At 57.3% G+C, this 21,464-nt stretch carries 23 protein-coding genes; 11 read left to right on the top strand and 12 right to left on the bottom strand.

What is annotated here, in order from left to right; all coding sequences use genetic code 11:
• Window positions 1–27: 27 nt before the first annotated feature.
• Together ACFIO0_RS09210 and gap are read right to left on the bottom strand one after the other, a co-directional pair.
• Window positions 28–171 carry a hypothetical protein gene (locus tag ACFIO0_RS09210; protein ID WP_390915046.1) on the bottom strand — a complete coding sequence of 48 codons (144 nt, stop codon included), beginning with the start codon at window positions 169–171 and terminating at the stop codon, window positions 28–30.
• 87 nt (window positions 172–258) lie between these two features.
• Window positions 259–1,260, bottom strand: coding sequence for a type I glyceraldehyde-3-phosphate dehydrogenase (gap, locus tag ACFIO0_RS09205; protein WP_390915045.1), 1,002 nt, complete (start codon window positions 1,258–1,260; stop codon window positions 259–261).
• 200 nt (window positions 1,261–1,460) lie between these two features.
• Between gap and ACFIO0_RS09200 the strand changes: the two genes are divergently transcribed.
• Window positions 1,461–2,429, top strand: a complete 969-nt coding sequence (locus ACFIO0_RS09200; protein WP_390915044.1) for a DUF808 family protein — start codon at window positions 1,461–1,463, stop codon at window positions 2,427–2,429.
• A 316-nt stretch (window positions 2,430–2,745) separates the two neighbouring features.
• Window positions 2,746–3,066 carry a hypothetical protein gene (locus ACFIO0_RS09195; RefSeq protein ID WP_390915043.1) on the top strand — a complete coding sequence of 107 codons (321 nt, stop codon included), beginning with the start codon at window positions 2,746–2,748 and terminating at the stop codon, window positions 3,064–3,066.
• Between the two features lie 51 nt (window positions 3,067–3,117).
• Here ACFIO0_RS09195 and tkt read toward each other — a convergent pair whose 3' ends face one another.
• Window positions 3,118–5,133 (bottom strand): transketolase, encoded by a 2,016-nt coding sequence (tkt, locus tag ACFIO0_RS09190; protein WP_390915042.1) that lies wholly within the window; start codon window positions 5,131–5,133, stop codon window positions 3,118–3,120.
• Between the two features lie 261 nt (window positions 5,134–5,394).
• Between tkt and ACFIO0_RS09185 the strand changes: the two genes are divergently transcribed.
• Both ACFIO0_RS09185 and ACFIO0_RS09180 read left to right on the top strand, forming a co-directional pair.
• A complete protein-coding gene (locus ACFIO0_RS09185; RefSeq protein ID WP_390915041.1) occupies window positions 5,395–5,874 on the top strand; it encodes a hypothetical protein in 480 nt (159 codons plus the stop codon).
• On the top strand, window positions 5,874–6,269 hold the full coding sequence (locus ACFIO0_RS09180) for a cell division protein ZapA (RefSeq protein ID WP_390915040.1): 396 nt from the start codon (window positions 5,874–5,876) through the stop codon (window positions 6,267–6,269). The genes ACFIO0_RS09185 and ACFIO0_RS09180 overlap by 1 nt, the downstream gene beginning before the upstream one ends.
• Before the next feature lie 110 nt (window positions 6,270–6,379).
• Here ACFIO0_RS09180 and grxD read toward each other — a convergent pair whose 3' ends face one another.
• On the bottom strand, window positions 6,380–6,742 hold the full coding sequence (gene grxD, locus ACFIO0_RS09175; RefSeq protein WP_390915039.1) for a Grx4 family monothiol glutaredoxin: 363 nt from the start codon (window positions 6,740–6,742) through the stop codon (window positions 6,380–6,382).
• Between the two features lie 42 nt (window positions 6,743–6,784).
• Entirely contained in the window at window positions 6,785–7,027 is a 243-nt protein-coding gene (locus ACFIO0_RS09170; protein ID WP_390915310.1) for a BolA/IbaG family iron-sulfur metabolism protein, read from the bottom strand.
• A gap of 129 nt (window positions 7,028–7,156) precedes the next feature.
• On the opposite strand from ACFIO0_RS09170, the gene ACFIO0_RS09165 reads away from it, so the two are divergent.
• From ACFIO0_RS09165 to ACFIO0_RS09145, 5 genes are all read left to right on the top strand, one after another.
• Window positions 7,157–8,125, top strand: a complete 969-nt coding sequence (locus tag ACFIO0_RS09165; RefSeq protein WP_390915038.1) for an XdhC family protein — start codon at window positions 7,157–7,159, stop codon at window positions 8,123–8,125.
• Entirely contained in the window at window positions 8,122–9,132 is a 1,011-nt protein-coding gene (locus tag ACFIO0_RS09160; RefSeq protein ID WP_390915037.1) for a molybdopterin-binding protein, read from the top strand. The genes ACFIO0_RS09165 and ACFIO0_RS09160 overlap by 4 nt, the downstream gene beginning before the upstream one ends.
• 118 nt (window positions 9,133–9,250) lie before the next feature.
• The gene (locus ACFIO0_RS09155; RefSeq protein ID WP_390915036.1) at window positions 9,251–9,736 is read left to right on the top strand and encodes a 2Fe-2S iron-sulfur cluster-binding protein; all 486 of its coding nucleotides are present in this window, start codon (window positions 9,251–9,253) and stop codon (window positions 9,734–9,736) included.
• Window positions 9,737–9,886: 150 nt separating this feature from the next.
• Window positions 9,887–12,265: a molybdopterin cofactor-binding domain-containing protein gene (locus ACFIO0_RS09150; RefSeq protein WP_390915035.1), complete on the top strand. Its 2,379-nt coding sequence runs from the start codon at window positions 9,887–9,889 to the stop codon at window positions 12,263–12,265.
• Window positions 12,266–12,364: 99 nt separating this feature from the next.
• A complete protein-coding gene (locus ACFIO0_RS09145; RefSeq protein ID WP_390915034.1) occupies window positions 12,365–13,153 on the top strand; it encodes an FAD binding domain-containing protein in 789 nt (262 codons plus the stop codon).
• Window positions 13,154–13,237: 84 nt separating this feature from the next.
• Here ACFIO0_RS09145 and infC read toward each other — a convergent pair whose 3' ends face one another.
• Window positions 13,238–13,783, bottom strand: a complete 546-nt coding sequence (gene infC / locus ACFIO0_RS09140) for a translation initiation factor IF-3 (RefSeq protein ID WP_390915309.1) — start codon at window positions 13,781–13,783, stop codon at window positions 13,238–13,240.
• 202 nt (window positions 13,784–13,985) lie between these two features.
• Between infC and ACFIO0_RS09135 the strand changes: the two genes are divergently transcribed.
• Entirely contained in the window at window positions 13,986–15,038 is a 1,053-nt protein-coding gene (locus ACFIO0_RS09135; RefSeq protein ID WP_390915033.1) for a translation initiation factor 3, read from the top strand.
• A gap of 111 nt (window positions 15,039–15,149) precedes the next feature.
• On the top strand, window positions 15,150–15,968 hold the full coding sequence (locus tag ACFIO0_RS09130) for a TauD/TfdA family dioxygenase (protein ID WP_390915032.1): 819 nt from the start codon (window positions 15,150–15,152) through the stop codon (window positions 15,966–15,968).
• Between the two features lie 2 nt (window positions 15,969–15,970).
• Here ACFIO0_RS09130 and ACFIO0_RS09125 read toward each other — a convergent pair whose 3' ends face one another.
• The 6 genes from ACFIO0_RS09125 to cysG all read right to left on the bottom strand — a co-directional run bounded on the left by ACFIO0_RS09125 (window position 15,971) and on the right by cysG (window position 21,442).
• Window positions 15,971–16,819: a ferredoxin--NADP reductase gene (locus ACFIO0_RS09125; RefSeq protein ID WP_390915031.1), complete on the bottom strand. Its 849-nt coding sequence runs from the start codon at window positions 16,817–16,819 to the stop codon at window positions 15,971–15,973.
• Between the two features lie 87 nt (window positions 16,820–16,906).
• Window positions 16,907–17,311 (bottom strand): DUF934 domain-containing protein, encoded by a 405-nt coding sequence (locus tag ACFIO0_RS09120; protein ID WP_390915030.1) that lies wholly within the window; start codon window positions 17,309–17,311, stop codon window positions 16,907–16,909.
• Entirely contained in the window at window positions 17,308–18,084 is a 777-nt protein-coding gene (locus ACFIO0_RS09115; RefSeq protein ID WP_390915029.1) for a phosphoadenylyl-sulfate reductase, read from the bottom strand. Before ACFIO0_RS09115 ends, ACFIO0_RS09120 begins: the two co-directional genes overlap by 4 nt.
• Window positions 18,074–19,735 carry a nitrite/sulfite reductase gene (locus tag ACFIO0_RS09110; protein WP_390915028.1) on the bottom strand — a complete coding sequence of 554 codons (1,662 nt, stop codon included), beginning with the start codon at window positions 19,733–19,735 and terminating at the stop codon, window positions 18,074–18,076. The genes ACFIO0_RS09115 and ACFIO0_RS09110 overlap by 11 nt, the downstream gene beginning before the upstream one ends.
• 1 nt (window position 19,736) lies before the next feature.
• Window positions 19,737–20,048 (bottom strand): DUF2849 domain-containing protein, encoded by a 312-nt coding sequence (locus ACFIO0_RS09105; RefSeq protein ID WP_390915027.1) that lies wholly within the window; start codon window positions 20,046–20,048, stop codon window positions 19,737–19,739.
• Window positions 20,048–21,442: a siroheme synthase CysG gene (cysG, locus tag ACFIO0_RS09100; protein WP_390915026.1), complete on the bottom strand. Its 1,395-nt coding sequence runs from the start codon at window positions 21,440–21,442 to the stop codon at window positions 20,048–20,050. The genes ACFIO0_RS09105 and cysG overlap by 1 nt, the downstream gene beginning before the upstream one ends.
• Window positions 21,443–21,464: the final 22 nt, after the last annotated feature.

Genomic DNA, 21,464 nt, shown 5'->3' with positions numbered 1-21,464 from the left:
ATTGTCAACCATCAATCAAAACCCAGCTTATCGCCAGAAAGCGATCCATTCGATCAAATCAGCAAGCTTTTTGCCCAGAAACAGCAGGTTGGCGGCATCAAACACGATGACGTCACCGATGATCATACCGATCAGGATCAGGCCAAGAACGACTGCGATAGGGTTGGTCATTGATCCGCCTGCAACAAATAATAAGGGGCAAGACTGATATGCCAGCCTTGCCCCGATGTCGCAAGAGTTTGGTTTGAAAAGCAGCGCTTAGCCCAATTGGCCCATCGCCACGGCCACGTCCGCCATGCGCACAGAAAACGCCCATTCATTGTCGTACCACGCCAGAACCCGCACAGAGCGGCCGCCAACAACCTTGGTTTGGTCCGGCGCAAAGATGCAGCTGTGTTCGGTGTGGGTAAAGTCGACCGAGACTTTTTTCTCTTCGTCGTAGGCCAAAACGCGGCCCATCGGACCTGCGGCTGTGGCGGCCATGTGGGCGTTGATTTCCTCAACCGTAACTTCGCGCTTGGCCTCGAATGTCAGGAACACGGCGGACACATTAGGCGTTGGCACCCGCATCGCAGAGCCGTCCAAACGACCTTTCAGGTTTGGCAACACGTCACCCAAGGCTTTGGCCGCACCCGTCGAGGTCGGGATCATCGACATCGCCGCTGCGCGCGCGCGGTACAGATCGTCGTGGCGACGGTCTAGCGTTGGCTGGTCACCGGTGTAGCTGTGGATCGTGGTCATGATGCCGCGCTCGATCCCGATGCCGTCATCCAGCGCTTTGGCCAAAGGCGCAAGGCAGTTGGTGGTGCAGGATCCGTTCGACACCATGATGTCAGAGGCGGTCAGCAATTCGTCGTTCACGCCAAACACGATGGTCTTGTCGACGTTGGTGCCGGGGGCGGACAACAGAACTTTTTTCGCGCCCTGCTCAAGGTGTTTGTTCGCCTTTAGGCCGTCGTTAAAGTTGCCGGTACATTCCAGCACAACGTCACAGCCGGACCAGTCGAGTTCTTCCATTTTGTAGGTCGAAAACATCTGCATCGGCCCACGGCCCAGATCCAGCGTTTTGTCGCCAACAGTCACATCCAGCGGATAGCGCCCATGCACAGAATCGTATTTGATCAGATGCGCGGCCGTGTCCAGCGGGCCGGTTGCGTTGACCTTGATCACCTCGATGTCGTCGCGCATTGTTTGCGAAATATGCGACAGGGTGCAGCGCCCGATCCGTCCAAAACCGTTGATACCCACTTTGATCGTCATGTCTGAACTCCTACAGAACCCGTGTCCCCGTTAAGGTGTCCTTAGACCCGTGGTGATGAACAAGAAAGAGGGAAACCCGCGCAGTTTCAAACTGTTAGCGATAAACCTGTGGGCAATTTTAACGTTGGCGCTAACAGTTTGGTTGTTTCGGCGGATCTGCGTGCTAGCCTTGAACATAACACCAAAACAAGGGGGCAGGCATGAGCGGACTTTTGGCATTGTTTGATGACGTGGCAGCGATTGCCAAAGTGGCGGCAGCCTCGGTCGACGACGTGATCGGGCAGGCGGCCAAAGCCGGGGCCAAAGCGGCAGGGGCGGTGATTGATGATGCCGCCGTGACGCCCAAATACGTCCAAGGGTTTTCTGCGGATCGTGAACTGCCAATCATCTGGCGCATCGCCAAAGGATCACTGAAAAACAAGCTGGTGTATCTGCTGCCTGCCGGCCTTGCGCTGTCTGCTTTTGCGCCTTGGGCGATCACGCCATTGCTGATGATCGGCGGGGCCTATCTGTGTTTCGAGGGCGCCGAAAAAATCGCCCACGCGGTCGGGATCGGCGGGCACGGGCACACCGATTATCCGCATGCGGAAGAAACCGTTGAAGACCCCGCACATCTGGAAGAAGAAAAAGCCAAGGGCGCGATCAAAACCGATTTTATCCTGTCTGCCGAAATCATGACCATCGCGCTGGCCGCCATTCCGCAAAGCAATTTCTGGATGGAAGCCGCGACCCTCGCCGCCGTCGCCGTCATGATCACCTTTGCAGTCTACGGTGCTGTAGCGTTGATTGTGAAAATGGACGATCTGGGGCTGGCCATGGCCGCGCATGGGCGTCTCGGTGCGACACGATCCTTGGGGCGCGGTGTCGTCAAGGCGATGCCGCAAGTGATGTGGCTGCTGACCGTCATCGGCACCACCGCGATGCTGTGGGTCGGCGGATCTATCATCATCCACGGGCTTGATGTGCTGGGATTTGGACAGGTTTATGACCTAATCCACAGGATCGCCTACGCCGTCGGTCACACCTTGCCCGACGCGTTCATTGGCTTTGGCGAATGGGTGATCACAGCGGCATTGGATGGCGTATTTGGCGTCGCTTTGGGGCTGACCCTGATCCCGCTGGGCGAAAAAATCATCACGCCGCTGTGGCGCAAAGCGTTTGTTCGCTAGGGTTTGATACCCTGCCAAATCTTGTCGCCCAAAGGCACCGTCTGCGAGTGACGCAGTTCGCTGGGCGCAATGCTTAATGCCTTTCGTGTTGGAATAGTGGTCGACTTTGGGTCTGCAAAAAAGAAAATCCATTGCATTAATCTGACGTGCAGTCTTTGCAGAAACTAACTTGGGGTAGGCTAATTTCACTTGACACAATTAGTGTCAGGTAGAATACGGGTCCAGTATAGGTGCAGGGCATTGTTTTTAAATTAAATTTTTTTTGTAATGTCTTGGTTTGTAACAAACGATTGAACTTAATTGGAGCGGAATGAATATGAAAAGAACAAGCGGCGCGTTTGCAATACTTGCAGTTTTATTGGCAGGTTGTGTTTCTCCTGCGGTGGTGCAGACAAGCACAGTGGCAGACGACGGGTTAAGTTGCGAACAAATCAAAGTTCAATTGACGCAATTGGAAGAAATCCGAGCGCAGGCCGCAAAGGGCCAGACAGCCTCGGGTGCCAACGTCGCTGCAGCCATTATTTTTTGGCCGGCTGTGATCGGGAACTATCAGAACGCCAAGCAAGCTTTGGAAGCGGCAAACAAGCGCAACGAAGTTCTTGTAGCATTGGCTAAAAAGAAACGTTGTAAGTTTTAAAATATTTGCTGCGCTGTCGGGCGATACCAACAGCGCAGCATTTCGCCTTTGTCAAAGCAGGGCTTTGGCTTTGGCCGCGACATTCGCCGCTGTAATCCCAAAGTTTTCGTACAATTCGCCTGCAGGGGCAGACGCCCCAAAGCTGCTCATGCCGACAAAATCTGCCTTGTTGGATTTGCCGCGCTCGCCCAGCAACCACTGATCCCAACCTTGACGCACGGCCGCTTCAACGGCGACACGCACGGGACCACCGGGCAGAACGCGCTTGCGAAATGTCTCTTCTTGTTCGGCGAACAATTCCATGCAAGGCATTGAAACAACGCGGGTTCCGATGCCCTCAGACTGCAACAGATCACGCGCGGCAAGGGCGATTTCAACCTCGGACCCTGAGGCCATCAAGATCACCTGACGGCGACCCTCTGCGTCGGCCAGAACATAGCCACCTTGGGCGGTCAGATTCTTGGTTTTGTGCTCGGTGCGGACCGTCGGCAAACCTTGGCGGGTCAGGGACAAAACAGACGGCGTTTCTTTGGTCGTCAGCGCGATTTCCCACGCCTCGGCTGTTTCAATCGTGTCGGCAGGACGGAACACATAAGTGTTTGGCGTCGCACGTGAAATTGCCAAATGCTCAACCGGTTGGTGGGTTGGGCCATCTTCGCCGAGACCGATAGAATCGTGGGTCATCACGAACACTGTCGGGATCTTCATCAGGGCTGCCAAACGCATAGCAGGGCGCGCATAATCGGTGAAACACATGAACGTGCCGCCGTAAGGGCGGATGCCACCGTGCAGGGCCATGCCGTTCATCGCGGACGACATGCCGTGTTCGCGAATGCCCCAGTAAACATAGCGGCCATCGCGGCTGTCGATGTCGAACACGCCCAGATCGGATGTTTTGGTGTTGTTAGACCCGGTCAAATCAGCAGAACCGCCAACGGTCTCTGGCAGGATCGGGTTCAGAACTTCGAGAACCTTTTCAGAAGACGCTCGTGTCGCCAGTTTCGGCGCGCTTTCGGACATCTGTTTTTTGAACGCTTTAACGGTGGCCGACAGCTTTTTCGGGGCGTCCAACGCATAGGCGCGCTCGAAGGTTTCGCGCTTGGAACGGGGCAGGGTTTCGAAATCTGCTTCCCATGCTTTGCGGGCTTCAGTGCCGCGCGCGCCGATGGCTTCCCACGCAAACTTTACGTCTGCAGGCACCTCAAACGGGTCTGTTGTCCAGCCGTAGGCGGCCTTGGCGGCGGCCATTTGATCGGGGTCGGTCAAAGCGCCGTGGCCTTTGGATGTGTCTTGCGCTGCGTGGCCCAAAGCGATGTGGGTTTTGCAGGCGATCATCGTCGGTTTGTTGCCTTTTTTGGCTTGGGTCAACGCCGCGTCGATGGCGACAGGATCGTGCCCGTCGATTTCAAGGACGGCCCAACCGGCTGATTTGAAACGCGAAACCTGATCTGTGCGGTCCGACAATTCAACTGTGCCGTCGATGGTGATGTTGTTATTGTCCCACATCACGATCAGTTTGCTCAGCGCGTGGCGGCCTGCCAATGTGATCGCTTCTTGGCTGACGCCTTCCATCAAGCAACCGTCGCCAGCAATGACATAGGTGTAGTGATTGACAGCTTTTTTGCCGTAAGTGGCGCGCTGGATTTCTTCGGCCATGGCAAAGCCAACCGAGTTCGCGATACCTTGTCCCAACGGACCGGTGGTTGTCTCGATGCCAGTCGCGTGGCCGTATTCAGGGTGGCCCGCAGTGATTGCACCCCACTGGCGGAAATTCTTGATCTGCTCCAACGTCATGTCTTCGTAGCCCGTCAGATGTAGCAGCGAATACAGCAACATCGACCCGTGACCGGCAGACAGAATAAAGCGGTCGCGATCTGGCCAATGCGGGGCGGATGCATCAAATTTCAGGTGCTTTTCAAACAGAACCGTAGCAACATCGGCCATACCGATTGGCATGCCAGAGTGACCGGAATTGGCGGCCGCAACCGCATCCAGCGTCAGGGCGCGAATGGCTGTGGCTTTGGACCAGTGTTCAGGATGGGCGGTGCGAAGGGCAGTTAAATCCACGGGGCAGCTTCCTTTGGCAAAATTGGGCGTCATTTAGGGCTGCATACCAGTGCTGCCCCAAAGATCAAGTCGAACTGGGCGTCGCAGCGTGCGCGATATCATGCCTTACATGAGCATCCCGCGCCAAGTCGTTGATCGTAAAGGGGGCGCAATTTTTTATACATCTAGGTAGACTTGGTTAAATACACGCAAGCGCGGCGATTCGCATGGCCCGCGGCAGCGGTGCCCAAAAGGCGCTGCGACGGATACGAAGGATTGAGCATGAACGACATAGAAGAGCTTCAGCGCCGGATCACGGCGGCGATGGACCGGGTGGCCTACGGGCTGGAGCAGTTGTCAGGAGCAGCAAGCGGCGATGTGGCCGAGGTCACGCGCGCCCTTGAGGATGAGAAATTGGCCAACGCCCAACTGTCCGAACGGATGCGGGTCTTGACCGATCGCCAGGAACAGGAGCTGGGCACGCTGAAAGAGGCGACCGAGACGACAGCGTCACGCACCCAAGAACTCGATTTGGAACTGCAGAGGCTGCGCAAAGCCAACGCTGAGCTGCGCCAATCGAACCAAGCCCTGCGCGCCGCCAACGAGGCAGGTGTGGGCGAGCCGCATTTGATCAACAAATCGATGATGGCCGAACTAGAAGCCCTACGCGCCATACGAGCCGCAGATGTGTCTGAAACCAACGTAATTATCGACGCTCTGACCCCCTTGGTTAACAGCGCAGCAACAGGGGAGGATGCCTGATGCCAGAAATCACAATCACCATTGGTGGCCGCCAGTTCGAAGTTGCCTGCCAAGAAGGCGAAGAGCACTATTTGCACTCCGCTGCCAAAATGCTGGACGACGAAGCTCAAGTGCTGTCAGACCAAGTGGGCCGGATGCCAGAGGCACGGATGCTGCTGATGGCAGGCCTGATGCTGGCGGATAAAACCGCAAGCTTTGAGGATCAAGTGAACGAAGTGCGCGGTAAATTGAACGAACGCGAGGCTGAACTTGAAGGCCTCAAAAACGCGGCAGCGCCGGAACCACTGCGTATCGAAGTGCCGGTGGTGCCAGATGCTGTCACAGACACGCTGGCCGAAATCGCAGCACGTGCCGAAGCACTGGCCGCAGAAGTTGACGAGAAAACATCGACCTAAAACGCGAAAAGGTGCGGGACACCCGCACCTTACCATTGCCATTGTTCTGATCACAAATACTCTGGGGTGAGCGCGGAACGCGCGAGGGGCAAAGCCCCAAACCCCGTTGATTAGCCGTTGGCTTCGCGAATTTTATCCGCAGCGTCCTGATCAAACGTGACGCTGTTGTCCGTGAACAGAGTGTCCAACTCGCCTGACAACGTCATTTCTGTGATGATATCGCAGCCACCAACAAATTCGCCTTTGACGTACAGCTGCGGCACTGTTGGCCAGTCGGAATAATCCTTGATCCCTTGGCGCAGCGCGTCGTCTGCCAACACGTTCACGTCAGCGAATTCAACGCCCATATAGTTTAGCACACCAGCCACGCGGCTGGAAAAGCCACATTGCGGCATCTCTTTTGTGCCTTTCATAAACAGCACGACATCGTTGGTGGTGACTGTGTTTTTGATCTGGGTTGCAGCGTCGGTCATGTGGGTGTTCCTTGAATAAAATATGCGTTTGGCGCGGGCCGTTCAGTCCGGCGCCTTTGTAGTCAGGGCCAGTGCGTGCAGTTCGCCGTGTGCGCCGTCCATTTTGCCCTTAAGCGAGGCGTAGACCGCGCGTTGTTGTTGCACCCGGTTTTTGCCTTTGAAACTGTCGTCGATCACTTCGGCGGCATAGTGATTGCCGTCGCCGGCAAGGTCCGTGATGGTGATCTTTGCGGACGGGAACGTCTCGCGGATCAGGGCTTCGATGTCGTGGGCCTGCATCGGCATGGGCTGAGGTGCTCCGGTCATTGGAATTGCCTGACAGATTTAGGCGGGCTTTGGCCGTTGTGCAAGTCAGTTGGACCATTGCGCCGCTTTGAATGACCTTTAAGGTGGGGCGCAAGGGGGCACCACACCATGGATCTGTTCGAAAACATACCGGAACACGCACTGGGCTGGCACCGCGCGGGCAAAGGTGCGGCGTTGGCCACAGTCATTCAGACGTGGGGCAGCGCGCCGCGACGCGTAGGCGCGCAATTGGTGGTGAACGCCGAAGGGCAAATGCAAGGCTCCGTTTCAGGGGGCTGCGTCGAGGGTGCCGTGGTTGTCGAGGCGATCGAGGCGTTGCAAGACGGCAAACCGCGCGTTTTGGAATACGGGATTAGTGACGGTGACGCCTTTGCGGTTGGTCTGGCCTGCGGCGGCACGATCAAAATCTACGTTGAACCCGTTGGTGCCGGGATGCCTGAGCAAATGCTGGCCGATCTGGTGGCCGCCCGCGCAACCCGAACGCCGTCCGCCTACGAGGTCAACATCGCCACAGGCGCGCGTCGTTTGGTTGAAAACGGCTACACCGAACGCTTCGCCAAGGACCGCTCGGGCTTTGAAGAAGATGGCCAAACTTTTGTTGCGATCCACAATCCGCCGCTACGCCTTGCCATTGTCGGCGCCGTTCACATCGCCCAAGCGTTGATGCCCATGGCCCGTATCGCTGGCTTTGATCCGGTTGTGATCGACCCGCGCGGGGCTTTTGGCGCGCAGGCGCGTTTTCCCGGTGAAACCGTGATCGAGGATTGGCCGGACGACGCCTTAGCGACCTTTGGTCTTGATGCGCGCACCGCCTTGGTGTTGCTGACCCATGATCCAAAACTGGACGATCCGGCCCTGCACGTTGGCCTAAGGTCGGGTGCGTTTTACATCGGTGCCTTGGGGTCAAAACGGACCCACGCAAAGCGACTGGAACGGCTTGCCGCGGACGGGTTCGAGGCCGCCACACTTGCGCGCATCAACGGCCCCGTTGGTTTAGACATCGGTGCCAGCAGCCCCCAAGAAATCGCAGTGTCGATACTTGGCGCGATGATCCAGACCCTGCGGCAAATGCCATGAAATTCGGCGCGGTGCCGATTGCCGAGGCTGCAGGCACCATTCTAGCACATTCCATGACCGCGACGGGCGATGCGCACTACCGTGTGCCCAAAGGTACGGTGCTAAAGGCCGCTCACCTGCGTGATTTGGCGCGGGGCGGGCATGACACAATTGTGGTGGCGCAGCTTGAACACGGCGACGTCGAAGAAAACGAAGCGGCCACGCGGCTTGCCCATGCCATCGCACCTGACGCGGCCGCATTGGGGCTGCGGATTTCAGCCGCCGGGGCAGGGCGCGTGAACCTCTATGCGTTGCATGCAGGGGTCTGTGTTCTTGACGAGGCTGCGATCCACGCGCTGAACGCGGTTGACCCGATGATCACCATCGCCACCGTTGCACCGTTCCATCGCACGGACGCCAACAGCATGATCGCCACGATCAAGATCATCGCCTACGGCGTGGCTGAGATCGCTTTGCAAACGGCGCAAACAGCGGCCCGCAATGCGATCCGCGTGCAGGCCCCGACATTTGGGTCAGCGACGTTGATCGAAACACAAGTTGGCACTGACAGCCCTTCAGAAAAGGGGCGCAACGCGCTAACGGGGCGACTGCATCGTATGGGGCTGGTGTTGTCGGATCGCTGTGTGACGGCGCATAGCGAACAGCCTTTGGCGCAGGCGATCAGGGACGCCGTTGGCGAGGTGATCTTTGTGCTGACCGCCTCGGCCACCTCAGATCCGTTAGACGTGGGGCCGCAGGCGCTGCGCGAGGCGGGGGGCACTGTTACAGGGTTCGGCATGCCTGTTGATCCTGGAAACCTGCTGTTTTTCGGCACCTTAGGCGACAAACCTGTGATCGGATTGCCGGGCTGCGCACGCTCGCCTGCGCTCAATGGGGCTGACTGGGTGCTAGAGCGGTTGATCTGCGGTTTGACCCTGACCCAAGGCGACATCGCGGCCATGGGCGTGGGTGGTCTGCTCAAGGAAATCCCGACGCGTCCGCAACCGCGCAGCACATCCGTGACGTAGCGGCGCAAGAGCGGGATAAAGTAACAACTCGCTTAAACAGCGAAGTTTTTGGTTCTCATGTGCGCATTGCCATGCTTAACTCTGATCAAGAAGTCTAAAAATAACAAGGGAGAGAACTATGGCTCAGGTCAAAATGACCGTGAATGGCAAAGCCGCGTCCGGAGAGGTCGAAGGGCGCACGCTGTTGTCATCCTTTCTGCGCGACAGCCTATTTCTGACGGGGACGCACGTTGGGTGCGACACCAGCCAATGCGGCGCGTGCGTTGTGCACGTAGACGGCGTTGCGGTGAAATCCTGCACGATGCTGGCAGCCGAGGCGGAAGGCGCTGAGGTTTCAACCATCGAAGGACAAGCCGCGCCGGATGGCACGCTAAACACGATCCAGCAGGCGTTTCAAGATCACCACGGCCTGCAATGCGGGTTCTGCACACCGGGAATGGTGATGACAACTGCGGCGTTGTTGAAAGACAACCCCAAGCCATCAGAGCAAGAAATTCGTGAGCACCTCGAGGGCAATATTTGCCGTTGCACAGGCTATCACAACATCATCAAGGCTATTTTGGCCGCCTCTGGTCAGGACGTAACTGCGCTCGCCGCAGAATAATCCAGCCACGTTCAAACCCTGGGGAGGGTAAGGTGGACCTTGGTCCGCCGCAGCAACATCCGACATCATGGAAAGGCGGCGTTTCGGCCGCCTTGAGCCAGACCAAACTGTAAGGTGGATCTTGATCCACCCGACATAGGGAGCAAAACCATGCCAAAAGACGGTGACATCAAAAGCGGTATCGGCGCCAGCAGCAAGCGGCGCGAAGACATTCGGTTTCTAACCGGAGCCGGCAATTACACAGACGACATGAACATGCGCGGCCAGGCCCACGTGTTCTTCCTGCGCTCGGACATTGCACACGGAACAATCAATTCCCTCGACACCTCTGCTGCGGCATCCATGCCCGGCGTTGTGCAGATCTTTACCGGCGCTGATTTCGAAGCCGTTGGGTCAATTCCGTGCGGTTGGGAAGTCACCGACAAGCACGGCGCGCCGATGCAAGAACCCCGCCATCCGGTTCTGGCCGAAGGCAAAGTCCGCCACGTCGGCGAACCGATCGCAGCCGTTGTCGCCGAAAGCCTAGCAGAGGCCCGCGACGCCGCCGAAGCCATCGTTGTGGATATTTCCGAGCTACCGGCCGTCGTAAACATGAAGGACGCGCTCAAAGACGGGGCCACCAAGGTCCACGACGATCTGACATCGAACCTATGCTACGATTGGGGGTTTGTTGAAGAAAACAAAGCCGCCACAGACGCTGCGTTTGAAACTGCGCATCACGTCACGACCCTTGATCTGGTGAACAACCGTCTGGTTGCCAACCCGATGGAGCCACGCGTGGCGCTGGGCGATTATTCCCGCGCGGACGATCAGCACACGCTGTACACAACTTCGCAAAACCCGCACGTTATTCGCCTGCTGATGGGCGCGTTTGTTCTGGGCATTCCTGAACATAAACTGCGTGTGGTTGCTCCCGATGTGGGCGGCGGTTTTGGCACCAAAATCTTTCACTACCAAGAAGAAGCGTTCTGCACATTCGCCGCCAAAGCCTGCAATCGTCCGGTCAAATGGACCTCGTCGCGTTCAGAGGCTTTCATGTCAGACGCCCATGGCCGTGACCACGTCACCACGATCCAATTGGCGCTGGACAAGGACAACAATTTTGTCGCTCTGCGCACAGACACACACGCCAACATGGGCGCGTATTTGTCGACCTTCGCATCGTCGGTTCCCACGTGGCTGCATGGCACGCTGATGGCCGGCAACTACAAAACGCCGCTGATCTACGTGAACGTCAAAGCGGTGTTCACCAACACGGTTCCGGTTGATGCCTACCGCGGCGCTGGGCGCCCCGAGGCGACCTACCAGATCGAGCGTGTCATCGACATGGCCGCGCGCGAATTGGGTGTTGATCCGATTGATTTGCGTCGTCAAAACTACGTCACTGAATTCCCTTACGCGACACCTGTGGCCGTGGAATACGACACCGGTGACTACCATGCGACAATGGACAAGCTGATCGAAATCGGTGATTTCGCAGGCTTTGACGCCCGCCGCAAAGCATCCGAGGCCAAAGGCAAATGGCGTGGCCTTGGCATCAACAACTACATCGAGGCTTGCGGCATCGCGCCGTCGAACCTGGTCGGGCAGCTTGGTGCGCGCGCTGGTCTGTACGACGCGGCCACTGTGCGTGTGAACGCGACAGGCTCGATTTCGGTGATGGTTGGCGCACACAGCCACGGGCAAGGGCACGAGACGTCCTTTCCGCAAGTTGTCGCTGAAATGATCGGTATCCCAGAGGATCAGATCGACATCGTGCACGGCGACACGTCCAAAATCCCTTTCGGAATGGGCACTTACGGATCACGCAGCCTCGCGGTGTGTGGCTCTGCCATGGTGCGCGCGACGGAAAAAATCATCGCAAAATCCAAGAAAATCGCGGCGCATTTGATGGAAGCATCCGACATGGATGTGGAACTGAAGGACGGCGTTTTCAGCGTTGCTGGCACGGATAAATCCGTCGCTTGGGGTGACGTGACATTGGCCGCCTACGTGCCGCACAACTACCCGCTGGAAGAAATCGAACCGGGGTTAGAAGAAACCGCGTTCTACGATCCGTCCAACTTTACCTACCCCGCAGGGGCCTATGCCTGCGAGGTCGAGGTTGATCCAGACACTGGCAAAGTCACGATCGAACGGTTCTCGGCGGCAGATGATTTTGGCAACGTCATCAACCCGATGATCGTGTCTGGCCAAGTGCACGGCGGCATCGCCCAAGGCGTGGGCCAAGCCCTGCTCGAGGGCTGTTCGTACGACGACAACGGCCAATTGTTGACGGGGTCTTACATGGATTACGCCATGCCGCGCGCGGATGATTTGCCGTTCTATGCGGTCGATCATTCCTGCCAAACACCCTGCACGCACAACCCGTTGGGCGTCAAAGGTTGCGGCGAGGCGGGCGCGATTGGCTCACCTCCGTCGGTGGTGAATGCGGTGATTGATGCGTTGAATTCGGGCGGCAAAAAGGTGGCACACATCGACATGCCGCTTTCGCCGGACCGCGTCTGGAATGCGATCAACAACGCCTGAGTAACGGTGCGTCCGAGGGGTAACTCTCGGGCCTCCAAGGATTATTTGGCACTCTAGAAAACGGAACCGTTTTTGATGTGCTGACGAAAGGACAACAAAATGTACAACTTTGAATTTGAAAAGCCGGACACGATCGCGGATGCGGTTGCGGCATTGGGCGGCGAAGAGGCCCAAGCGTTGGGCGGCGGTCAAACGCTGATCCCGACGATGAAACAACGTCTCGCGAGCCCTGCGACATTGGTCAGCCTGACGGGTATTTCCGAAATGCAGGGCATCTGCACCGGCGATGACGGATCGCTGTGCATCGGCGGTGCGACAACCCACGGCGCAGTGGCTGCGGGCGCGGGTGTCTATCCGGCACTGGCGGACCTCGCCAGCCATATCGGTGATCCTGCGGTGCGCAATCGCGGCACAATCGGCGGATCATTGGCGAACAACGACCCGTCTGCGTGCTATCCGGCTGCGGCCTTGGCCTCGGGCGCGGTCATCAAAACCAACACGCGCGAAATCGTGGCAGACGACTATTTCCAAGGCATGTTCGACACGGCCTTGAACGAAGGCGAGATCATCACCGAGGTGCGTTTCCCTGTGCCACAAGCCGCGAATTACCAGAAATTCGTGCAACCTGCGTCGCGCTTTGCGCTTGTGGGTGTGTTTGTCGCAAAATACGCCGACGGCGTGCGCGTGGCGATCACGGGTGCATCCGAGGGCGGCGTATTCCGCTGGACCGACGCCGAAGCGGCCTTGTCTGCAAACTTCGCAGCCTCCGCACTTGACGGTCTGAGCCTGCCCGGTGACGGCATGATCGGTGATCTGCACGGATCGGGCGACTACCGCGCGCATTTGTGTGCTGTGATGACCAAACGGGCGGTAAACGCTGCGGGCTAAGGTCATCAACACAAACGAAAAAAGGCCCTGCGAAAATCGCGGGGCCTTTTTTGTATCAAATTATGTGATGATTTCGGCGCTTACTTATTTTGGCAACGGCCCAATCAGCATGACCATCTGGCGGCCTTCCATCTTTGGAAAGTTCTCCACTTTGCCGGCCTCTTTGGTGTCCTCGGCAACCCGCTCTAGCAGTTCGCGACCCAAGTTCTGGTGCGCCATTTCGCGGCCACGAAACCGCAAGGTGATCTTTACCTTGTCGCCGTTTTCCAGGAACTTGTAGACGTTGCGCATCTTGACTTCGTAATCATTGGTGTCCGTGTTCGGACGGAATTTTACTTCCTTGATCTCAATGATCTTCTGTTTCTTGCGGGCCTCGGATTCGCGCTTTTGCGTCTCGTACTTGTACTTGCCAAAGTCCATGATTTTGCATACGGGCGGGTTGGCGTTGGGCGAGATTTCAACCAGATCAAGTCCGGCTTCTTCTGCCATTTCCATAGCACGGGTTGGCGTTACGACACCGACATTTTCGCCATCTGCGCCAATCAGGCGGATCTCGGCGTTGCGGATTTTATCGTTGATGCGCGGGCCGGTATCACGTTGTGGCGGCGCGTTATGAGGTCTGCGAGCGATGGCTTTCGTCCTTTGGTTATTGGCATATATCGAGAAGGCAAGTTAAACTGACCTAACACACTGCGCAAGCGGCAAAATCAGCTAGGATGCGCTGATTTGCGTGATTTTCCCCCTTGCACCTTCCGATTGCGCGGCGCATCTGACACAGGAGAAGAAACAGAGGCGTTTGATTGCCTTTGATCCAGTCTGAGGGGACAAATTGATGAAAAATCTGTTGTGGATTGTAGTTGCAGCCGTAGTCGCAGGTGGCGGTTACATGTTGTATTCGGGCCAAAGCCCAAAAGAAGTCATGAATGATGCGGCCGAAGCTGTCAAAGCACCAGAAATTCTGGAAAGCGCATCTGACGCCGTAGGCGCCGCAGTTGAAACAGCCGAAGGCACTGTTGAGGGTGCGGTTGACGCAGCTTCTGACGCGGTCGAAGCAGTAGCAGACACCGCCGCTGACGCAGCCGATGCTGTTGCTGAAACCGCAGGCGAAGCGGTTGATGCAGCCACAGACACAGCAACTGCAGCAGCAGACGCGGTTGCCGACACAGCGGCAGCAGCAACTGACGCGGCCACAGACACGGCAGCAGCCGCAGTCGAAACCGCGACGGACACGGCAACTGCAGCAGCAGATGCAGCGACAGACACTGCAACAGCCGCCGTTGATACAGCGACCGAAGCGGCCTCTGCCACAGCAGATGCAGCGACAGACACAGCCGCAGCAGCTGTCGAAACGGCAACCGACACAGCCACCGCGGCTGCCGACGTTGCAACGGACACAGCAACAGCAGCAACTGATGCGGTGACAGACACTGCAACCGCAGCAGCTGATACTGCAACAAGTGCTGCCGAAGCTGTGACTGAAACCGCAACTGACACCGCAACGGCAGCCGCCGACGCTGTAACGGACACGACAACAGCGGCGACAGACACGGCAACCGCAGCAGCAGACGCGACAACCGAAGCGGCGACAGACACCGCAACGGCAGCAGCAGAAGCCACAACTGACGCGGCCACCGACACTGCAACCGCAGCGGCCGACGCGACAGCGGAAACTGCGACCGCCGCAGCAACCGAAGGCACAGGCGACATGGCTGAATTGCTGACAGTTGACGGCTTCAACTTGGAAAAAGTCTCCGAGATGATCGACGGTTCTGAATTGGGCGCGTTCCAAAAGACAGCTCTGAAAACAGCGTTGGACAAAGCCAAAGACAATCCTGAAGTGCTGCAAGGCGTTCTGGACAAAATCAAAGCGGCCGTCGGCCTGTAAGCCACGCCAACCAGCTAGGATTTAAGCCGCGTCCCCAGAACGGGGGCGCGGTTTTTGCTTGCGCGGTGGATATTCTTTGCCAAACTTCGGGCCTGTAGGCAGGGGGGGAATATGACCAATTGGACCATCGACAAAATGGCGGGGCATTGCGGTGCGCGCTTAACCGGCGTGCGCCTCGAAACGGCCACCCAAAGCGCGTTGGAACAGATGCGTGCGGCCCTGTTCGAACACGGCGTCATCGTTATGCCGGACCAGCACCTGAGCCCTGAGGCACACATCACGCTGGCGGAATTTTTCGGGCCCATCGATGTGAACCGTTTCTTCACGCCTGTCGCCACCCACCCGATGATCGCCGAGGTCCGTACAACGCCCGAGCAGGCGGCGGTAATTGGCGGCACGTGGCACACCGATCATTCCTATGACGCAGCACCTGCGATGTGTTCGATCCTGAGCACGCAAACCCTGCCACCCTTTGGCGGGGACACACATTTTGCTTCAATGTCAGCGGCTTGTGCGGCATTGTCACCCGGTCTGCGCAAGATGCTGAACGGTGTGCAGGCGTGGCATTCGGACGGCAGTTTTGCGGACAGCAAGGTCGGGATCGACAGCGCGCAAGACGCGTTTCGCGATCCCGTGTTGCATCCAGCAATCATCAAGCACCCCGTCACAGGCGCGCCGTGCGTCTACGTCAACGGTGATTTCACCACGCACTTTGAAGGCTGGAGCGTTGAGGAAAGCGCGCCGCTGCTCGCCTATCTCTACGCCTTTGTCACCCAGCCGATTTTCACGGCAAGGGTGGTTTGGGAACCGGGCATGGTGGCAATTTGGGACAACCGACTGGTGCAGCATTACGCGACCGCAGATTATTCAGGACACGCCCGCCTGATGCACCGCATCACGGTTCAAGGCGTGCCCTTGGACCCGGCCTAAAATCAGCCGACGAAGGCTTTTTCGACCACGTAGTGCTTGGGATCAGAGTTCGCGCCTTCCTCTAGGCCAAAGCCTTCGAGGATCACTTTGATGTCGGTGTTCAAACCCATCGATCCGCAGACCATCGCGCGGTCTGTGTCCGCTGACATGCCGTCAATCCCGAGGTCTTTGAACACGGTTCCGTCCTGCAACAACGTGGTGATGCGGCCCATTTTTGGGCTGTCTTCGCGCGTTGTCGTTGGATAATAGCGGATTTTTGCGAGGTTCTCGGGGCCGATCAATTCCTGCATCAGCTCGTCTGATTTCAGGTTTTCGATCAGCTGACGGCTGTATTCCAGCTCGGCCACATCGCGGCAGGTGTGGGTGATGATGACCTCGTCGTAGTCCTCGTAGGTTTGCGGTTCGCGCAACAAGGACGCAAAGGGGGCAAAGCCCGTGCCGGTCGAGAAAAACCAGATCCGTTTGCCGGGCAACAACGCGTCATGCACCAATGTGCCAACGGGTTTGGGGCGCAAGATCAGCTCGTCACCGACCTTGATGTGCTGCAATTTCGACGTCAGCGGGCCGTCCTGGACCTTGATCGAGTAAAACTCCAGCTCTTCATCCCACGCGGGCGAGGCGATGGAATAGGCGCGCAGCAGTGGTTTTTGCTTGCCCGTTTCAGGGTGTGGGTCGCCCATCAATCCGATCATCACGAATTCGCCAGAGCGGAAACGCAACGACGCAGGGCGCGTCACGCGGAATGAAAACAGGTGATCCGTCCAATGTTTCACCGCAGTTACGGTTTGCGCATCGGGTAGGGTCGGGACTTTTACGGCAGATGTATCGTTCACGGGCAAAGCTTCAGTCATTGTTTGTACACTAACAGTTTTAGACTGTTCAAACGTTGTTGAACAGTGGTTTTCGAAAAATAGCGATGTGGCGTTCAGCCGCGCAACCTAACCACGCACACGGGCTTGGTAATCATTGGCCTTCCAATTGGCACGGAATTGCCATTGGGCCTGGGGTTGGCGGGCGGCCATGTCTTGGGTGATTTCAACCTCGTCAAAGCCCGCGCGCCGCGCCATGGCGTATTGATCAGAGATGATATGACCCCGCGCACGCAACCGACCAGTGTAGCCCGCAAGGCGCAACATGCGCGCAATGGTAAAGCCGCGCCCGTCAGCAAAACTTGGGAAATCCACGCGGATCATCTGCAAACAGGGCGTCAAAGCGATGTCGGCAGGGTCCGTGTCAGACGGAATGTCCAAGGCCTGCACGTCGTTGGCAGCGTCGCCAAATGCAGCGTAACCTTGCTCCCATGTGTCGGGGGTAAATCCTGTGTCATTGACGATAATGCTCATGTCGGTTCTCCTGAGCGGACCATTTTGCCATCGACAAAATGGATGCCACATTCTTCTTTTTCCGTTTCACGCCAGCGCCCTGCGCGCGGATCTTCACCCTCGGCTACAGGCGTTGTGCAGGGTTCACAGCCGATGGATGGATAGCCTTTTGCCACCAGCGGATGGCGCGGCAATTGGGTGGCGTTCATGTAGCGGCGCATGTCGTCGCTGTTCCACAACGCAAGGGGATTGACCTTGATCCGCTGCGTGCTGTCTTCGACTTCGAACATGTTCAACCGCGCACGGGTGCCCGATTGATGGCGTTTGCGGCCACTGATCCAACCGTCAAATTCACCCAGCGCGGCATTCAAAGGCACGGTTTTGCGCAAGTGACAGCAGGCGTCCGGATCGGTTTTGTGCAGCTGGTTGCCAGGGTCGTTTTTGTGCAAATCCGATGCGCGCAGCACGCGCACATTGGTAAAGCCCAGCATCCGTGACACCCGAACCTGATAGCGCAGGGTTTCGTCAAACAGCAGCTCTGTGTCGATAAAAAGAACAGGGATATCCTTGTCTATTTGCGCGGCCAAATGCAACAGAACGACCGAATCCGCGCCAAAACTGGACACCATGGCCAGATTTTTGAAAGAACTCATGGCGGCCGTGAACACTTCGGTTGCGCCCGAATGGGCATATTGCGCGTTCAGACGGGCAATGCGCCCTCGAAGGCGGCCCGAGGGCGAACCGACAAGTGAAGTGTCCGACGCTCTGAAAGGGTGTGATGGTCTATGCAGCATTAGCCTGTGCCTCTGGATAAAGCGCAGCCTTGAACGGGGCGAGACCAAGACGGCGGTAAGTTGCAAGAAATTCTTCGCCCTCATTTCGCAAGTCAAGGTAGGTGGTTACGATACGTTCCACCGCCGGGATAATCTCGTCTGCTGAAAATCCAGGTCCTGCACGCTCGCCAACGGCGGCGGTTTCAGTGTGATCACCACCCAACGTGATTTGGTAGTTTTCAACACCCGCACGATCGAGACCCAAAATTCCGATGTGCCCAACGTGGTGATGTCCACATGCGTTGATGCACCCCGAAATCTTGATTTTCAAATTCCCAATCTCGTGTTCTAATTTGAGTTCGTCAAATCGTGTGGCGATTTCTTGCGCAATCGGGATCGAACGGGCGGTTGCAAGCGCGCAATAATCCATACCGGGGCAGGCGATAATATCGCTGATCAGGCCGATGTTTGCAGTCGCCAGATCCTGCGCCTTGAGCGCGGCATGGATCGACGGCAGATCGGATTTGTGGACATGCGGCAGAATCACGTTTTGCTCGTGGCTGATGCGCAATTCGTCATGGCCAAAGCGTTTGGCCAGCTCTGCCATCAAGCGCATCTGGATCGCAGATGCATCCCCCGGCGTGGCCCCGTGTTTCTTGAGACTGATCGACACAATCGCGTACCCATCGGCCTTGTGCGGCGTGATGTTGGTGTCGGCCCAAGACCGGAAAATCGGATCGCGGTGATAGGCGTCTTTGAACGTCGCTTCGGACTTTGTCACGAATTCCGGCGCGGCAAACTGGTCAACAAAATGCGCAAGCAGCTGTTGATCGATTCCCGTAAACGTCGATTTCAGGACCGCAAAGCGGTCGTCCACAAGGCGGCGAATTTCGTCAATGCCATGCTCGTGCACAGTGATTTTGATGCGCGCTTTATACTTGTTGTCGCGGCGACCGATCTGGTTCCAGACGGACACGATGGCCTCGAGATAAGGCAACAAGTCTTCTTGCGGCAAGAAGTCAGTGATGACCTTTCCGATCATCGGCGTGCGGCCAAGACCACCGCCCACAAGGACCTCAAAACCGGCAAGACCGTCTTTTTCAACCATGCGCAACCCAATGTCATGGGCGCGCGTGACGGCGCGGTCATTTGGTGATCCGGTGATAGCAATTTTGAATTTACGCGGCATGAACTGGAATTCCGGGTGATCTGTTGACCACTGGCGGATCAGCTCGGCCACCGGGCGCGGATCGGCGATTTCATCGGCCGCAGCACCTGCAAAATGGTCCGCTGTTACGTTGCGGATTGTGTTGCCAGAGGTCTGGATGGCGTGCATGCCAACCGCGCCCAACGCGTCCAACATGTCAGGGACATCGCGCAGCTCAGGCCAGTTGTACTGGATGTTTTGACGGGTGGTAAAGTGACCGTAACCTTTGTCGAACTTTTCGGAAATGTCAGCCAAAACATGCATTTGGGCACTGTTCAGCGTGCCATACGGAATGGCAACGCGCAGCATGTAGGCGTGCAATTGCAGATACAGGCCGTTCATCAAACGCAGGGGTTTGAATTCATCCTCGGTCAGAGAGCCGTCGATACGGCGTTCAACCTGCGCACGGAACTGGGCGTTGCGCGAGGCGATGAAGTCGGTGTCGAATTCTGAATATTGATACATCTTAGGAAACCTCTGTTTGGGCAGTTTGCTTGCCGTGGGCGTAGTTGGAGGGGCCCTTGGCGCGGAATGCTTCGCGAAAGTGTTTCGTTTGTAAAGCGTCGGCGGATGAGGCGTCGATGTCCATGAAATAAACCCCAACGACTTCGTTGATCTGTTGGGTTGCCTCAATTTTACGCAGATCGGCGTGTGCTTCATCAGTTAGAACTTCGGCATCGTTCAAATTACGCGACCAACCGCTGATTGTTTGATAGATGACGTCGCCGATCAGCAGATCGTTTGCGGTGACAACTTTGGGTGTGAACGGCTTTGGCATTATGCAAATTCCCGGGTGATGAGTGTTGCGGCGGCCTCGGATGCGTCGCGCGGTGCAAGGCCGTAGAATGTGAGGGCAGGGCCAGTCATGTTGGCATCGGCCAGATCGGTCGGCAGATGCGCCAACGTCGTGGACAATACGCGTTGATTGGGGCGTGAGGCGTTTTCGATGACCGTGATTGGTGTGTTTTGATCCGCGCCGTGCATGATCAGGCGACCTTGGACAAAACGGGCAGATTTCTTGCCCATGTAGATTGCGGCGACTTCGTTCGGGGCGGCAAGTGCGGCCCAATCGTGATCCGCAAACCCTTGCATGTCGTGACCGGTCAGAAAGCGGACCGAGGCGTTGCGCCCGCGTTTTGTCAGGCTTTGCCCGATCGAGGCAACGGCAGCAGAAGCCGCGGTGATACCGGGCACAATGTGCCAGCCGATCCCTGCCGCGGTTACGGCGTCCAGTTCTTCGTCGAGACGTCCAAAGACAGTCGCATCGCCGGATTTCAAACGCACCACTTGTGCGCCGCTTGCGCCGTGTTCAACGAGTAAATCGTTGATTGTGTCTTGGGATGTCGAGGGGCCAAAGCCTTCTTTACCCACGTCCAGCATGATGGCTTCGCGACGGGCGAGTTCGAGGATTTCTTTGGAGATCAGGCGGTCGTAGATCACCACGTCTGCCTCATCCAGCGCGCGGCGGGCCTTGAGTGTCAGCAATTCGGGATCACCGGGGCCAGCACCGACAAAGGCGATGTGACCTTCGCGGGCGTCACGGGCAAGGTGCGCGTTCAGTAAGTCGTCCAAGGCAGGGCGCACGGCATCGACCCCATCGGCAATCGCCTTTGGACCGGCGTTAAAGTAGTAGTCGCGCCAGAAATCGCGGCGTGCGCGCCCGAATGGTAGAGAATACGACATCTTGCGAAATGTTTTGCCGATGCGTGCCAGTGTGCCAAGCGTTGCGGGCAGGCGTTCTTCGAGATCCGCCTTGATCGCGCGGGCAAGAACGGGTGCAGCCCCTTCGGTGCCGATGGCGATGGTGACCGGATCACGGTCAACGATGGCAGGCGTGATGAACTGGCTGTCCGCAAGATTGTCGACCACATTAACCAACGCGCCGTCGGCATTTGCGATAGCACTTGTACGCGCGTCCTCGACCGAATCCTCATCTGCTGCGTAAAACAGCACGGCGCACATGGCATCACCGGGTTCCATCGCGCGTTTGATCAAAGTCAGTTTTCCGGTAGCGGCCCATTGCACAATCTCGGACGCAGGTTTTGGGGTGAAGACCGAGATGTTCGCCTTGGTCTTGAGCAACAAGCGCAATTTGGCCAAGGCCGCGTCGCCACCACCAGACAGCACAATGCGTCGGCCGGATGTCGCAACAAAGATCGGAAAATGGTCCATGGGTGTCGCCTCGATGTCGTTT

The organism is Pseudosulfitobacter sp. SM2401 (genome assembly GCF_042932805.1).
Lineage (GTDB): Bacteria > Pseudomonadota > Alphaproteobacteria > Rhodobacterales > Rhodobacteraceae > Ascidiaceihabitans.
The sequence above is the reverse complement of the archived record's forward strand: the minus strand, read 5'-3'. Positions and strand labels throughout refer to the sequence as shown.

Excerpts from the sequence above, each read along its gene's own strand:
- ACFIO0_RS09210 (WP_390915046.1), bottom strand. The coding sequence starts at position 171 with ATGACCAACCCTATCGCAGTCGTTCTTGGCCTGATCCTGATCGGTATG.
- gap (WP_390915045.1), bottom strand. The coding sequence starts at position 1,260 with ATGACGATCAAAGTGGGTATCAACGGTTTTGGACGGATCGGGCGCTGC.
- ACFIO0_RS09200 (WP_390915044.1), top strand. The coding sequence starts at position 1,461 with ATGAGCGGACTTTTGGCATTGTTTGATGACGTGGCAGCGATTGCCAAA.
- ACFIO0_RS09195 (WP_390915043.1), top strand. The coding sequence starts at position 2,746 with ATGAAAAGAACAAGCGGCGCGTTTGCAATACTTGCAGTTTTATTGGCA.
- ACFIO0_RS09185 (WP_390915041.1), top strand. The coding sequence starts at position 5,395 with ATGAACGACATAGAAGAGCTTCAGCGCCGGATCACGGCGGCGATGGAC.
- ACFIO0_RS09180 (WP_390915040.1), top strand. The coding sequence starts at position 5,874 with ATGCCAGAAATCACAATCACCATTGGTGGCCGCCAGTTCGAAGTTGCC.
- grxD (WP_390915039.1), bottom strand. The coding sequence starts at position 6,742 with ATGACCGACGCTGCAACCCAGATCAAAAACACAGTCACCACCAACGAT.
- ACFIO0_RS09170 (WP_390915310.1), bottom strand. The coding sequence starts at position 7,027 with ATGCCGATGCAGGCCCACGACATCGAAGCCCTGATCCGCGAGACGTTC.
- ACFIO0_RS09165 (WP_390915038.1), top strand. The coding sequence starts at position 7,157 with ATGGATCTGTTCGAAAACATACCGGAACACGCACTGGGCTGGCACCGC.
- ACFIO0_RS09160 (WP_390915037.1), top strand. The coding sequence starts at position 8,122 with ATGAAATTCGGCGCGGTGCCGATTGCCGAGGCTGCAGGCACCATTCTA.
- ACFIO0_RS09155 (WP_390915036.1), top strand. The coding sequence starts at position 9,251 with ATGGCTCAGGTCAAAATGACCGTGAATGGCAAAGCCGCGTCCGGAGAG.
- ACFIO0_RS09150 (WP_390915035.1), top strand. The coding sequence starts at position 9,887 with ATGCCAAAAGACGGTGACATCAAAAGCGGTATCGGCGCCAGCAGCAAG.
- ACFIO0_RS09145 (WP_390915034.1), top strand. The coding sequence starts at position 12,365 with ATGTACAACTTTGAATTTGAAAAGCCGGACACGATCGCGGATGCGGTT.
- ACFIO0_RS09135 (WP_390915033.1), top strand. The coding sequence starts at position 13,986 with ATGAAAAATCTGTTGTGGATTGTAGTTGCAGCCGTAGTCGCAGGTGGC.
- ACFIO0_RS09130 (WP_390915032.1), top strand. The coding sequence starts at position 15,150 with ATGACCAATTGGACCATCGACAAAATGGCGGGGCATTGCGGTGCGCGC.
- ACFIO0_RS09125 (WP_390915031.1), bottom strand. The coding sequence starts at position 16,819 with ATGACTGAAGCTTTGCCCGTGAACGATACATCTGCCGTAAAAGTCCCG.
- ACFIO0_RS09120 (WP_390915030.1), bottom strand. The coding sequence starts at position 17,311 with ATGAGCATTATCGTCAATGACACAGGATTTACCCCCGACACATGGGAG.
- ACFIO0_RS09115 (WP_390915029.1), bottom strand. The coding sequence starts at position 18,084 with ATGCTGCATAGACCATCACACCCTTTCAGAGCGTCGGACACTTCACTT.
- ACFIO0_RS09110 (WP_390915028.1), bottom strand. The coding sequence starts at position 19,735 with ATGTATCAATATTCAGAATTCGACACCGACTTCATCGCCTCGCGCAAC.
- ACFIO0_RS09105 (WP_390915027.1), bottom strand. The coding sequence starts at position 20,048 with ATGCCAAAGCCGTTCACACCCAAAGTTGTCACCGCAAACGATCTGCTG.
- cysG (WP_390915026.1), bottom strand. The coding sequence starts at position 21,442 with ATGGACCATTTTCCGATCTTTGTTGCGACATCCGGCCGACGCATTGTG.